Source organism: Mycobacterium sp. 3-98, assembly GCF_035918355.1.
Classification (GTDB): domain Bacteria; phylum Actinomycetota; class Actinomycetes; order Mycobacteriales; family Mycobacteriaceae; genus Mycobacterium; species Mycobacterium intracellulare.
Window position 1 is genome coordinate 4,139,370 of the sequence record NZ_CP142360.1, and the last position, 14,221, is coordinate 4,153,590.

Annotated in this window: 9 protein-coding genes; 4 read left to right on the forward strand and 5 right to left on the reverse strand. The window is 62.6% G+C overall.

Annotation, left to right across the window (positions count from 1 at the left end):
• The first annotated feature begins 172 nt into the window (after positions 1 to 172).
• Positions 173 to 1,339 (forward strand): hypothetical protein, encoded by a 1,167-nt coding sequence (locus QGN30_RS19530; protein WP_225346374.1) that lies wholly within the window; start codon positions 173 to 175, stop codon positions 1,337 to 1,339.
• A 150-nt stretch (positions 1,340 to 1,489) separates the two neighbouring features.
• Here QGN30_RS19530 and QGN30_RS19535 read toward each other — a convergent pair whose 3' ends face one another.
• Positions 1,490 to 2,887: an ATP-binding protein gene (locus QGN30_RS19535; RefSeq protein WP_042792359.1), complete on the reverse strand. Its 1,398-nt coding sequence runs from the start codon at positions 2,885 to 2,887 to the stop codon at positions 1,490 to 1,492.
• Positions 2,888 to 3,107: 220 nt separating this feature from the next.
• Here QGN30_RS19535 and QGN30_RS19540 point away from each other — a divergent pair, with 220 nt between their 5' ends.
• The gene (locus tag QGN30_RS19540; protein WP_042792267.1) at positions 3,108 to 3,959 is read left to right on the forward strand and encodes a hypothetical protein; all 852 of its coding nucleotides are present in this window, start codon (positions 3,108 to 3,110) and stop codon (positions 3,957 to 3,959) included.
• Positions 3,960 to 4,140: 181 nt separating this feature from the next.
• Here the strand turns inward: QGN30_RS19540 and QGN30_RS19545 are convergent, their stop codons facing one another.
• From QGN30_RS19545 to QGN30_RS19560, 4 genes are read right to left on the reverse strand one after another with little or no spacing between them, the layout of a single operon-like run.
• Positions 4,141 to 7,605, reverse strand: a complete 3,465-nt coding sequence (locus QGN30_RS19545; RefSeq protein WP_082278475.1) for a TniQ family protein — start codon at positions 7,603 to 7,605, stop codon at positions 4,141 to 4,143.
• Positions 7,602 to 8,753, reverse strand: a complete 1,152-nt coding sequence (locus QGN30_RS19550) for an AAA family ATPase (protein WP_248923584.1) — start codon at positions 8,751 to 8,753, stop codon at positions 7,602 to 7,604. Before QGN30_RS19550 ends, QGN30_RS19545 begins: the two co-directional genes overlap by 4 nt.
• Entirely contained in the window at positions 8,750 to 10,879 is a 2,130-nt protein-coding gene (locus QGN30_RS19555) for a Mu transposase C-terminal domain-containing protein (protein ID WP_042909669.1), read from the reverse strand. The genes QGN30_RS19550 and QGN30_RS19555 overlap by 4 nt, the downstream gene beginning before the upstream one ends.
• Positions 10,876 to 11,616 (reverse strand): TnsA-like heteromeric transposase endonuclease subunit, encoded by a 741-nt coding sequence (locus QGN30_RS19560; protein ID WP_225331798.1) that lies wholly within the window; start codon positions 11,614 to 11,616, stop codon positions 10,876 to 10,878. The genes QGN30_RS19555 and QGN30_RS19560 overlap by 4 nt, the downstream gene beginning before the upstream one ends.
• A gap of 499 nt (positions 11,617 to 12,115) precedes the next feature.
• Between QGN30_RS19560 and QGN30_RS19565 the strand changes: the two genes are divergently transcribed.
• Positions 12,116 to 12,709, forward strand: coding sequence for a helix-turn-helix domain-containing protein (locus tag QGN30_RS19565; RefSeq protein ID WP_042792355.1), 594 nt, complete (start codon positions 12,116 to 12,118; stop codon positions 12,707 to 12,709).
• Positions 12,710 to 13,215: 506 nt separating this feature from the next.
• Complete coding sequence (locus tag QGN30_RS19570; protein WP_080587993.1) at positions 13,216 to 14,220, forward strand: alpha/beta hydrolase; 1,005 nt, start codon at positions 13,216 to 13,218, stop codon at positions 14,218 to 14,220.
• Position 14,221: the final 1 nt, after the last annotated feature.

A 14,221-nucleotide genomic window follows, 5' to 3' on the forward strand; every position in this document is an offset into this window, starting at 1 on the left:
CCCTACGCACCAGTGCCTGCTTGCCGACTGCTGCCCTGCCTGCGGGTGCTGGCAGCGGGTAGGAGCGCCGTCATCTGACACGCGTGCGGCGCCGGGGTTTTGCCCACGCAGGGCCGTCACGTCCCACGCCGGCAAGCAGTCTCGGTGCGGTGCCGCCTTAGCCGATTCAGCGGTGCCGCATTTTGCGGCCGATCATCCAGTCCTGATCGCACAGCAACGCATCCTGAAGTGTCTTTCTCAACAGTCGGTGTCGGAGGGCATATATGTCCGCGCCGCAGTGGACGTATCCCAGTTCCTTGCCGACATGAACGCAATCGCTAATCGCGTGCTCAGGGATCCACCCGCCGACATCATCACACGCCGTATACCGATGGATCGCATCGAGCCTTACGCGCGTCGGCGTCAGGGCGACGCCCGCCGCCCCAGCGCGGATAATGCTATGGCCTTGGCGGCCACGGCCTTTGCCGTGGTGAGTGCACTCGCCATTCTTGATAGCGCAGATGCGCGCGCGGCAGGGGCGCAGATGCGTTGGATGTTGACAGCTCCACGCGCACCCACGACTGTGGTCACACCGACTCAGTTCGGCAAGGGCAAGAAAGTCAGTAGTGCGTTGCGCGCCGCCCAGCTATCGGCGCTCGAAACCTATTTGGGTCCCAGCGATCAACTGCGTTACCGGGTCGGTACTCCGTGGCCGTGCGATCCGCAAGAGTCGGTTGAGCGACATCGTCACGTTCCGGGGCTGCTGTGGTTTCAGGCCACATTGCGCTTTACCAAAGTAGGCCCAGCGACCGAACAGCTGGCCGCGGCGTTGGCCTGCGCTGTCGTGGCGGTCGGCACCCGAATCACCCTGGCCGACGCGGCTACGAGTCTAGGGTCGGTCACCACACCGCCATTAATATCGCGCATCCTTCAAAAGTTGAGCACTGCCGAGAATTGGCAGGCAATGAGAGCCGCATTGATTCGGCTCGCGGACGCTGTTGATTCAGGCGCGTGCCCAATCGACTACGAACGGCGGCGCGCACTCCCCTACTCCGATCTGCTGGTTGGTGATGAATGGCATGAAATCTGCTGCGACCTCACAGGATTAGCTGATTCGGCAATGAGCCTCCAGTTGGTCACATGCTGGATGTATGAGCAGATGACCGGCTCCCCCGCACGCCTATGCCCCGCCGCGGTTCGTACCCGCGAGTTTCGGCAAAAGCTCACCGAACTGCGCCAGACGAGGACGCCCACCTCCACCGCGAGTCTCGGCCGATCAGCTAAACAATTTCTCGAACGGCACGGGTGCGGTGCGGAGCCGCTCTGCTGGCACCCACCTAGCACACTGCTTGCCCTTTGAACCTTGCTCCAAACTCGCGGCAACTTCCGGGAATCCCCAGACTCGGATGGACCGCGCTGGGCAATCATCGGTGACGCATCGGTCGGGTCTCTCGGCCCACCAACGCATCTTCTGGGCCTCGGTGGATTCGGGGATGTCGTCTTCGCTCATTTAGAGGTACATCCCTTCCGGAATTGTGGGGCGGTAGCGTCGGCTGCCCACCTCGGCCAACAGCGTTGCGGTGCTGATGTGTCCGTCGACGGCGGCCAGGACGGCGCGGCGCACGATTTCACGGATGTCACTGCCGCTGGTGTTCTCGGGAAGCGCGGCAGCCACCGCCGCGACGTCCACAGCCTGACCGCCGGGCAAGTCCCCGATCAATGCCGCCAGGATTCGGGCAGCGTCGGTGTGGCTTGGATAGCCGACTTCGACGATGGAATCGAGCCGCCCGGTGCGGATGGCGGCCTTGTCCAGGGTGGCGGCGTCGTTGGTGGAGGCCAGCGTCAGGATGCGGGCATCCGGTCCGATGTCCATGGCCTGCAACAACTCCGACAACCCTGCATCACCAGTGGTGCGGTCCCGACACCACAGGTCGATGTCCTCGAGCACCAGCAGGACCGGGCCGCCGAGGCGCTGGGCTTCCTGCACGACGGCGCCCAGCAGCTGAATGCCGGCCTTGGCCTCGACGTAGATGACCGTGAATTCCCCCACCACCTCGCGGGCCACGACCGCGCTGATCGCCGACTTGCCGGTACCGGGTGGACCGCACAGCAGCACACCGCGGCGCGCGCCCAGGCGGTGGGCGTTGAGCAGATCGTGGCGATCGCGCACCGCGCGCACGCCTAGATCAATCTCGGCCCACACCTGATCGCCGACAATGACGTTCTCCCGGCTTACGGTGCAGGGCAACTCGATGATGGCCAAAGTCAGGCCAGCGGCGTAGGTGGCCCGCACCGCGCGGCCGCGGTACGGGTTGAGCTGGTTAGCGCGTTCAGCGAGCCGGTCAAGCACCGCGCGGGCGCCGTCCTGCTGGTCCGGCGTCACGCAGGCGCTCACTTCGGCCGACCGCAGCATGCTCTGGCGTCCCTCCAAAGCGATCACACATCCGGTGCCAGCCAGCAGCGTCCCGGCCGGAAAGTGCACCCGCACACACAGCGGGTGGCGGTAGCGCAGGCCACCGATCTCGGTCTGGGTCCACTTGGGTGGGTTGGTGTGCTCGCCTGGACCGACCTCGCAGACAGGGGTGTGTTCCTCGATCCATTCGGCCAGCGCCAGCGCGAAGGTCAACCGCGACACGGGGTTAAGGGCGCGTTCCTCATCGAGCAAATGCCCGCAGTCCGCCACCCCCAAGCAACGGGCGGTAAACTGCTCTGCGCTCTCGGCCCGCTCGGCCGTGTCGCGCTCTGTGGCGCCGACCAGCAACTCACCCAGGGCGCGCAGCGCCGGCCGCACACCATGCTCAAGGCCTTCCAGCCACGCGTTGACGTCGGTGATGGGTCGGCGATGCGCGTTAGCACCGCCGGCGTGCTCGGCGGTCACATCGGTCAATGCGTCGTCAGTTTGATTCATCGCCTCATTCGTCATTCCGGGAAAAGGGCAGCCGCACAGAATCGCACTCCCCTGGCTGGTAGTCAACTTGGTTTTCCACCGACGCTGATTCGCCTTGCCATGCATCGGGATCAGGCTTGGCGCTCGCTGCTGGGCGCACAAGTTCCCTGACGTCCGGGCTCGCGCCCCTCACCGGAAAATTCGCACGACACGACACCGCGCTGATGACATCCTCGATGGCGTGGATGAGGAACCTGAGGAGCTCTATGTCACCGACTTCTCCAACGTTCCCGGCGCCGACGAATACCGGGAACAGCTCGAGAGCGCCCGTCGCGAGGCACGCCGCCGCTACCGAGACCACCTGACGACAGTGTTCGACCTGCACGGTGCCCCTGAACCCGCTGTGCTCGCCGACGTAGCCCTAGACGCGCTCACCGTCTGGCGCTACGTCGACAGCGGCGAGCGCTGCCGGTGCGGGTGTCACCCGCGGCTACCCGAAACCGACCTGCACGACTATGGATTCGCCTGCACCTGTGCCCGCACCCGCGAGGAGCGCCGCCACACCTGGCACGAATGGCTCAACAACATCAACGCGTTCTGGGAATCACCGGAGGGCCAACGGATCACGGCCGATGAACAGGCTGCTGAAGCCGACCTGCAGGCCTGGCTGGCGGGCCAACAGGGTGTCACCGTGAATAGCCACGGCGGCTTGACTCCCGAGCAGTGGTACGGAGAGGTGGACGGGCATAGCTTCTTTTTCCGCGAGCGCCACGGCGAATGGCGCATCGAGCTCGACCTTCGCCCCAGCGGCCGTGTCATCCGCACACTCGCCGGCACCAACAGCGACGGCACACCCCAATACGGACAAAAAGAGCTAGACGAGGGTGACATCATCGCCCACGGCACCATCGATGACGACCGCTACGGCGCCAGGCCTGTTGAGCGGGCACAGTTCATCATCGACACCATCCGGATCCACCTGGCCCGCCAGATATGCACGCTGCATCACGACGATGTGTCATCGATTGAGGGACTGCTCGGCACCCCGATCACGTGGTGCCCGGCCTGCGGAACCCGTCTGCCCAGGCGCTAGCCAACCGGAGTGCATGCAGGCGCCCGTCTGTACACACTGTTCTGACTTCGCAGCATTGCTGAACCGGGCTTCAGTGCCAGCGTTTCCGGGATAGGGCCTCGCGTGACGCGACCCGTCCCTGATCCGGTACTCATCTCGGGGACCGATTCACGAAACCGTTGACACGTCCCACCGACGCGCATCATCGTCGCCCCGGATTGAGTACGGCAAGCGCGAGGAGGGTGCCGGCGGCGACGTCATAGGCGGAGGGTTTGAACAGTCTTGATAATTGCGACCTGGAGGTGGTGTGCAGATCTGTGCCCTGGTGCGGGATTGCCGCGGCTAACAGGTCTGGCGGGACAACATCGCTCAGCAGCATCGGGTCCTTAATGGCCTGGCGTGCGTGTGTCGCGATGTCGTCCAGTGTCAACGAGGGTGTCCACTCCGTGGACGGCCGTGCTGCATTCGCGCCCGCTAGAAGATGGTCGATGTGGCGTTGGGCTTCGAGGACCGGATGTCCGGACGGCACCTTGAGGACTTTTGTGTCGGTCAGATCGGCGAGGCAACGACGCTTACCGCCCCTGTGATTGCCTCGTGGTGGGCTTGCGCACCTGCCAGGCTGAGGCACCGCGTCAGGCTTACGGGCACCGACGCGGGGATAGTTGCCGCAGCTGGGGCAGGTGTCGGCAAGCAGACATTGATGGCGCCGGCACGCGAAGGACCACACGAGCCGCCATTCGATTTTCCAGCGACCTTGTGTTTGTGCCAGGCACGCCGGGCAGTAGCGCGACCCCGCCCCAAATCCCCAGTATCTGGTCCGTGCGACCACACGGCGACCATGGTCGATGTCTATGGCCACGCCGTCGTAGCGTTGCAGCGTCATCGTCCGAAGTTGTCGTTGGGTAATGCCGGTGGCTTTTGACACTGAGCGCAGTTCGTCTGGGGTCATGACCACGATCCAGCGTGGGCCTTTACTTCCCTGCGTGAGCCCGACCGCGCCCAGCAGGTCAGCCAGCGACGTTCGGCATCGGTGGGCGGTGGTTTCCAGCCAAGAATCGAGCGCTTCGCCGGGCAACGGCGCCACGTGGACTGTCAGCCGCGGAGCCACTCCGGGCGGGTTGGTGCCGCTAATGGTAACGGTGCCATGGAGTGCCTGTACGGCCCGCACTACGTCGATGCCGAAGGGTGTGGGAGCCATCGCAAGTCCCGCCGCGTTGCGCGTGATTACCGGTGCGCCTAGCGCCGTCTCGAGCTTGCCCAGCCGTCGCCGTAGAGTTCCTGTTCCCAAACCGAGGTCGCGCTCTGCTGTTGGGATGCTTGGGAATTCCACGGCTTTGGTGAGCATCTGCAGCCAGGGCGGTCCATATTTGTTTGTGAGAGCAGGCTTGAGAAGTTCGATGGCCGCCTGGGTGTCCATTGGCGGCAGCCGACTCTGATGATAGGTAGTCGCGGGTTTCTTGAGCCCTACCTGCGACAGCCACAGGCTCAGTGTGGCCGGATGAACGCCGACCTCGTTGGCGATGTCGGCGATAGTTCTACGTTTGTCGAATCGCTGCTCGGCTAGCCATGCCCTGGACGGCGAATTTACACGGCGGCGCATTGGGATGCCGTACTGCGCCACTAAGTCTTGGATTCGATGGACGTTGATGCCGTAGCGTCCGGCGATCTGCCGCAGGCTCAGCCGCCCGTCGACGTACAAGTCGCGCAGTGTCTGCTCGCCAAGTTCAGCGCGCAACCGAGAAGCGAACACCGCCTTGCCCGGTCTGCTTTGCAGAGGATAGTGGTTGAGATCGATGGGTTCTTCGTCGAAAAGGTAGCGAACGGTGAGCGAATCGATCCCGAAGTGTGCCGCGAGTTGTCCCACGGTATAGGAACCATCTACCGCCAGCCGGCGTAGTTCTTGTCGGTCGATCGCCGCAGGGTCTGGGGCGGGAAGAGCGAGGTCAGAGACCACATCAAGTGGAGGTTGCCAGGTCAGCGGCTCGTGGATTGCGTTGCGCTGCAAGAATTGTCGTGCTTCGTCGTCGAGATGTTCGCGGAGTTGAGCAGTCATTACGCGGGTGAAATCTCGCACTTGGTTCCACAGACTCTGAGAATGCGCCCTTTGATGATTGATCGCGGTGGTACGTGTCGGGGATCCGCTGATCTTCTCGGCCAGGTAGTACCGGGCGGCGATCGCTTTGCGGCCCGCGCCAGGGAGGTCACCGGCGGTCCGACATATCTGCTGCCAGCGGTCCAGCGGTAGCAGTGCGGAGTAGTCGAGTTGGCGTCGCCGTGTGTAATTGATAGGCGCGGGTTGTTCGGCGAGAAAGTCGTTGAGCCGCACTATCGCTGTGCTGATGGTTGGCCAGGCCGGTGAATGAGACAGCGCGAACAGGTAGCACTTCACGGCTTGAGCACTGATAGCCCCGAGTTGGTTCATGACTTCAGTGAGGTGCGCACTAGTTCCCACAAGCAACGTTGCCGCCGACAGCACCGGGCGCAGGTTGATGGCTCTGGTCCCTTCGACGATGAAACGTGCCGACCATGCCGGCCAGAACACGGCCGGCACGCTGGCGGCCAGGCGCTGCAGACGGAGTTGGCTGCGGTCCGGCGGGCGTGGGGCGGGTAGCACAGTGCGATAACGCAATTGGTTAATCGGTCCCATCCAGGCGGCGCTGGCCCTGATGATGATCGCTGCAGAGACGGTTCCTTCACGTGAGCAGGAATGCAGCTCGGCAGGGCCCGTTTCCCTGTTCTGTCCTTTGATTAGCCAACGCGCGCGGTCAGCAGCCGCATTCAGAGTCGGCGCCCGCAGGATGTCAAGTGCTGCTGTCACTCCGACCGCGGTGTCGATCGCTCGCTGCGGAGCTCTCGCGTGAAGTGTCGCCCTGCGTGGGGGCCGCTCCGTCGCGGCTACGCACTCTTGGTGGCTATCTGCTGGCAGGTCTGCCGACTTTACCGCGGTAAGGCCGTGCAGGGAGGCGTAATTGAGAGCTCGGTTAGCCAGAACTTTGACGTCGTTGAGCGCTGACCGAGCCTGCCTCGAGCCCGTGTGGGTCGAGTAGATGCCGAAATCGGCGCGGTCGTCGGCGATCACGTCGAGGATCTGCTGTTGGGCTTCGCTGATCGGATGGCGTGGCCGCAGGGTTAGAGTCGCCGCGTCGGCGAGGTTGCAACCGCACGCACACAGACTCGCCGAGGGTACCGAATAACCGGGCATAAATGTCGGGCGTGGATGCTTGCCGCACCGGGGGCATTCGTCGGCGAGCAGGCAATGGTGGCGTACGCAGGCGAACGACCAGCCCAGCCGCCAGTGCAGCTGCCAGCGTCCGTCTGTGTGGGCTAGGCAGTGTGGGCAGTATCGTGACCACGGCCGATATCCGAAGGGAAACGATGCCGCGATGCGGTCACTAGTGCGGTCGATCTCGAGCCCGGTGCCGTCGTAGCGGCTCAGGGTCATCGCCAGGACTGCATCGGGATGTAGACCGGTCGCGGTGGCGATGGTGTCGAGCTGCGCCGGGGATGGTCGCACCCGCCAGCTGGGTCGTCGAGTCACCGGGAGGTTCAGTGCCGCCAGCACCTCGCCCACGGGTGTTGCCATTCGACGGGCGAGGGCTTCGAGCCACGAATCGATCGCCTCACCGTCGATGGGAGCGACCCGAATGGGGAAGGTGCGGGCTGTCACAGTGCATCCGCTATGGTGACCGTTTGGTATGCACGGCGGGTGCGAAATGCCACCGCCAGTTCCTGGCGTGCCTTTTCCGCCGCGCTATCGATCCTGATTGAATCGAATACGTTCTGATTCAATGTTTCTGCGCCGTTGCGGATCGCCTTGACACATCCGCGTCGGATCAATTCCATCAACGACCCGATGTGTCCGGTGCTTCGCCTGAACAAGTAGTCCGACAGGTCCTCGGCGAGCATGCCAGGGCGTTTGGATCCCAGAACAAGGCGCTCCTCGATGGTCGTCAACAGTGTGCGCCACTGCCGGCGTCCACGTTCGGTATCGACCTGGTAGGGAAGCATTTTGAGTATGGTCGTGCGGCGGGTGGTCTGTTCCAAGACTATGTCTTTATAGCCAGCGCTGTTGAGGTTGCAGCACAGGTCTTCCATCAACAGCCCGCGGTTGCCCAAACCGATGCCGATCGACAGCAGCGTCAACGGAAACTCGTTGGCGATGTACTTGAAGTGATTGCTGATCTCCACTCCCCCGCTTCGCTGCCAGTGCAGAAAATGGAGGTCGTCGATGATGAGTAGTCTTGTCTCGCAACTGAGCACACAGTCCAACGCCCGTCGGCCTAGTTCTTCGGCTGTGCCGCGGCGACTACCCGGGTGCGCGTAGAAGTCACACAAGGCGGCGTTGAAGTCCTTCATGCTGGTATTGCCGCGCATCCCGATACGGCAGACCGGCCATCGTTCGTCGCCCGCCCGAGTGAATTCGCCGTGGCGCCGTACTTCCCGACGGTGAAATTCTTTGGCGAAGGGCTCGACCGCCCACGTCTTACCCAGGCCCGGGTAGCCATCGAGCGCGACAGCGCCTTTGGCGTGGTTGCCATCCTGAGTGCTGCTATCCGTGATGACCCAGAGGTCCTCGTGCAGGGCCGCCAACTGCGGCGTTCGTAAGGGTCCGATGTTGTTGTGCCAGTCGGCGCGCCGCTGGTTGTAGATATCGGCTGCTGGTTCGCTGAGCCGCCGAATCTGACCTCGTGACAACGTCTCTGGCCGGATCCGCTTCGGCGCCTCAACATAGGCGCGCCATCCCTCCTTGCGGGACAACGTGAGGTTGTCGAGGTTCGAGGAGCCACGGGGAGGCGCGGCGGGTGCGGTGCTCATACGTCCTCCAAGACCTCGTCATAGATATGGCCGTCGTCGACGATGACGTCCTCGTCGAGTTCGTCGACGAAAGTGGTTTCATCACCATCTTGAAGAGATTCTGGACGGTTGAGAACCCTTCCCGCAGAGGGTGATTCAGGAACGCTGACTGCCGTGTGAACGTCAATTCCTAAGGTGGATTCTTGCCGTGAGAGCCGCAGCGCTGCGCGCAGCTCGGCCACGGTGTGACCCTGGCTGAGCTTGCGGCGCTCCAACAGTTCGGCCAGAGCTAGCTTGTCGTCGAAGTGACGATATTTGGCGGCGGCAAGTTTGCGCGCGTACTTGAGCCCGTCCTCGTTCATCGGGCCGTCGCAGGCGTCGGCCTCGCTCCATCGCAATGCGTGCCACTCACGCGTGTTCTTGATGTCGAAGAAGTACACCTGTCGCACGTCGTCGGGATCGACGTGGACGGGCCAATGCCCTTTGCGACCCTTATATGGACTTTTCTCGCGAGCCTTATATCCGATGAGTCCAGGACCACGGTAGAAGCGGTGATCAATCTCAAAGCCATAATGCTGAATGGTGCGCCACTCGACCCGCAGGAACTGGTAAGCCAGGCACGGGTCGCGAGGTGCTTCGATGTAGCCGGCGCGGGCGATGCCGTGCTCGAACATCTGCGACGGGGACATGCCGAGCGCCCACAAGCCCGGCTCGCCGACCCCGTCATGGTCGCGTAGGTGATATACGGCGGCCACCCACTCGCGTAGCATCGCTTCGATTTCGTCGATGAAGAAGACGGCGTCCTGTTCGGGCGCTATACCGCGCGAATACAGGTCCGGGCCTTTGTAACCGGGAAGCTCCTGCAGAAACCCCTCACGGACCGTCCGGAAAAACCGTTCCACCGGGCCCTTGTCGTACGGGACACGCAGCCGAGCGGGTTGAATCGAAATCCCCATCTGCCGGCACGCACTGGTCAGATGCTCACCGACATAGATCTTCCCGTGATCGACCACCACGGTCTCCGGAACGATCGCCGGCGTCGCCGCGAACACACTCTGGGGATCTACCACCTGCTGTTCGACCAAGACCGATCGTGGCACCCCGTGCGGTGGCCACACTGCCTTAGAGGGCCAGTCGCGGCCCGCTGGCATTGGGCGAAAACACTGGTAGAGCACCGATGCGGCATCGATCGCTTTGGTCGATACCGGGGTCAGCCGCAACCCGGTGATGCACCGCGAATACCAATCCATCCCCACGGTGAGATCCACGGCGACCCAACGCAGCGTGTGCGGATCCATCGCGAACACATCCAAAGGGGTCGTGTCCATCAACAAATACTCACCTGGACGCGCGGGATGCATCTTGCCGTAAGGCAACACGGGACGCGCCGCGATGTCGCGGTTGCGTTTCGTGCTGTTGGAGAAAAATGGATACAGCCGGTCGAGCTTGTCGAGGATGCGATACGCCGTCGCTTGTGACGGTAGCCGCACCACCCCGGCGCCATAGGTAGCGGCCAGCCGTGCCGCCGCGTGGGCAATCACGTAGCCCCCCGTCGGCCTGGACATATCGGTGTGCTCACGCATGACGTCGAGTGCAGCATGTTCGAATAATTCGAAGGCTTTGCTGCCCAACGCAGGTTGCGTCGCTTTAGCCGAAAGCAATCCGACTTCGCCCTCGGCCTCGTATCGACTGACCCAGCGTTCAACAGTTCTCATTCCGATGCCGAGCTCTTTTGCCTTGGCCGCCATGCGTTCTTGTTTGGACAGCTCCACTCGGTAGCGGCGTCGCGGCTCACCCGGTAAAGCCGTTAGCGCACAACCAGATCGATAGCCTGTGAGCGCCTCACGTACGTGAGCGGCGCGCTCACGCACTTGGCTACGCGCCGACTCGGGCACAGCCGACCACTTCACCGACGCGATATCACCGCCGGCCTCGAGGACCTCGACGACGAGGTCTTCGCTGAGTAGACGCGAGCGATCAGAAAACATCAGTTCATCGAGCGCGAACCGGCGGACTGACTGAGACCGCAACTCTCGAGCAATAACTTCTAGCACTCCGGCGACAGGGTGGATTTCGACGACCTCGACGATTTCTCCGTCGTAAGTGAATCGCGTTCCTACGCCTATCCGTACACCCGCATGTCTCATAGTGACTCCTCGAATACTGTTGATGGACGAAGTGGTACGCCGAGATCCGCGCGGTACTCATGGCGCCACAACAGATGCATCAACGCCGGGCGGACCAGCTGCTGCGGGTATCCCCGAACCTCTTGTTCGGCGTCCGCAATCGACATGCCGACGAAGTGCCCAGGACAACAACGGATCTCAGCCAAGATAGGTTGGTTGATCAGCCACTCGCGCCGATAACCGGCAAGGAAGCGCACGTTCGCTAAAAGGATTCGGGGTGGTTCATTCACCACCAGATACGACCAACCCAACGATTCGACGACTTCGCGGGTCCAAGCGCACAACTGCACAACCTTCGATTCAGTCATCCGCCCACCGCGGACGACATCGACCACCACCGGTTCGCCGGCGCTGTCCAGCAGATAATCCGGAATGTGTTTGCGCACCTGCCCATCCACTTCGACACGCAACACGAATGGTTGGGCGACAATGCGAAGGACCCCAGGGTCAAAGTCGGCCAACAGCAAATTCGCCAACTCGAGCCGCGACTCGTAGATGACGTGGTCATTCTGCGTGGCAGACCAATACGTTCCCGAGTAATGGCGCTGCCCGAAATACCAACGGAAAGTCCGCCACGGCGCCGCGTCAAACAGCGCAGCCGGTGACACCTTCTCCGCAGATACCGACCGCTCTTCGCCCACCGCAGGCCGATACGCAATGGTCGCGGTACTCAGGTCAACAGCAGGCTCGAGCGACACCGTAAAACTCCGAACACCACAACGCACCACCAAGTACAACTGGCGCCACTACCGGCGTTCTGCGGCAATCATCGAGGATTTAAAGCCGATTTACAAGGCCTTCTCGCCCCCAGCTCAGCGCGGCGGACGCGTACGAGGGGGACCCCAAGTCAGATTGTATGGCACCCACCCAACGTCGCCATGAAACCAGTTTGCTCTGATCACCTGTCACTCGCACGCCAAACGACGAAAGATGGCCATCGCGATTCGCGACCGATCACGTGTGATCTACACTTCTCGATACATCAACTATCAACAACCGCAGTCGGTTTCGAGCCAGGAGCCTCATTCTATGAATAACGCGACCGCCTTCCGAGAGAATGTCATCTTCCATGAAATCACCGAGATCCGGGGTGGCCACCGGAAGTCCTATTCCAGGGTCATGCCATATGACCGGCCGGTGGCATGCTCGCAATTCAACCAGCGCACGTAGGCGCACCGGCGTTCTAGAATGTGCGTTATGGGTGGACCAGATTGTCCCGGACTGGATGCGCTTCTAAGGAAGCATCAGCTGGATATAACCAGCGAAGAGGTCTTAGACCAGATGGACTCGATCTTCGCGACAATTTCCCCTGCCGGTGCAGCGCCTCTCTCAATGGGCGAAGTGCAATTTTTTCACGCTCACGATGACACTGGCGTCGCGGCGGTCATCGACAACTGGTCCGGCGAACAGCTACGCCAGGCCCAGGCGCGCTCGGCCGTAAGGGCGCTCGCTGACACCCTGTCTGGGTCGATGAGCATCAAGGAAGCCGCCACACTGCTGGACATCGACCCGTCCGGTGTATCTCGGCGCATCGCCAGAAAAAGATTGTGGGCCTTCCGCATTAACGGAAGCCCCCGCATCCCTCGCTGGCAGTTCTTAGGCTCCAAGCTCCTTCCTGGTCTCAACGTGATCGTGTCGGCGATACCACGCGACACCACTCCCGCCTCTATGGAGGCTTTCATGAAGACACCGCAGCCAGATTTCGGCGATCACACACCGATCGAACATCTCGCCGCCGGCGGCGACCCCACACTGATCGCTGACTTCGTGTCCGATCTCGGCCGCTGGTGAGCCCCCCAAAAAAGTCCAGCACACACCGCCCAACGGCTCACCAAAGAAGCCCGCCACGTCGTCGACTACGCGGGCATATTGTGGCGAATCCACTGCACCACACGTCCTGTCCTGAAACGAGCGATGCGGCGAGCCCGCACTACCGTCAATGCGATGGGCCCCCGTCTAGGACCGCAACCCGTCGCCCATCGCGACAGTGTGCTTGATATCCCCAGACACTACGAACGCGATCCACGATCGCCGACCACCAATGTCGCTGATACAGAACGAAGTTCGCGAGTCCAATAGAACAGCCCACGCACGTAAGCGCAAAGCCAAAGCGACGGTCAACGCTTAGGACGGCTATGCACATTCTCATCTTTGTGGCGGATCCGCCATTTTGACGTCACAAAGATGAGAATTCCGCCATGTTGGATGAGAACCTACACTTTCGTAGGCGACCGGCTCGACACCCCACCGCGAATCTGCCATTGACGAATGTCACCATTTGGTATTGACTGCGTTGTATGACGGACGGTGTTCCGGCTCGCGGGTCGCTGCGATCCCGCGGGGCGGCAGCGGTAAGTGCCTACACCTTGCGGCCGATCACCAGCGTGATCCCGCCCGAGCGGGCATGGGGGCTATGGCTCTCGCGTCAGATCATCGCCAGGATCATGGGCACCTTTGGACCCTCGCTCGCGGGCACGCGCGTCGAACCGGTCGACACCAGGCTGCCCGACGGCCGCCGCGTCAAAGGGGAATGGGTCTACGGGCCGCGCACCCCCACCAGCGAAGCTGAGCGCTCATCGACAACCGCGGGAGCCATCTACTACGTGCACGGCAGCGGGTACGCCGTGTGTTCGCCAAAGACGCACCGCCGGTTGACATCCTGGCTTTCGTCCTTGACCGGCCTTCCGGTGTTCTGCATCGACTACCGACTCGCCCCAAAGCATCGCTTCCCCACCGCGGCCGACGATGTCCGCGCGGGCTGGGACTGGCTGGTCGACACGTGCGGCCTACTGCCCAAACACATTGTGATCGCCGGAGATTCGGCGGGCGGTCACCTGTCCGTCGATCTGCTGCTACAACCCGGGGTCGAGCACCCCGCCGCCATGGTGCTGTTCTCGCCGCTGTACGACCTCTCGTTCGAATTGGCGCTCGCTCGTGAGCGGATTCGCCCCGATCCCGCCACCAGCGCCGCGAACGCGGTGCGGTTGGTCGGCCTCTACCACAGCGGCGTCGAGCTGACCCATCAACGGCTGACACTCGACGTCGCGGGCGGCCCCGCGCTTCCACCCACGCTGATCCAGGCCGGCGGCGCCGAGATGCTGCAAGAAGACGCGCGCCAGCTCGCCGCCGACATCCGAACTGCCGGTGGCAGATGCGAACTGCAGATCTGGCCCCATCAGGTGCACGTCTTTCAGGCGCTGCCACGCATGACACCCGAAGCCGCCAAGGCGATGGCCTATGTCGCGCGCTTCATCGCGCACGCCCTGCAGGATGCGCGCGCCGTCACCGAAGGGGCCCGCTGAC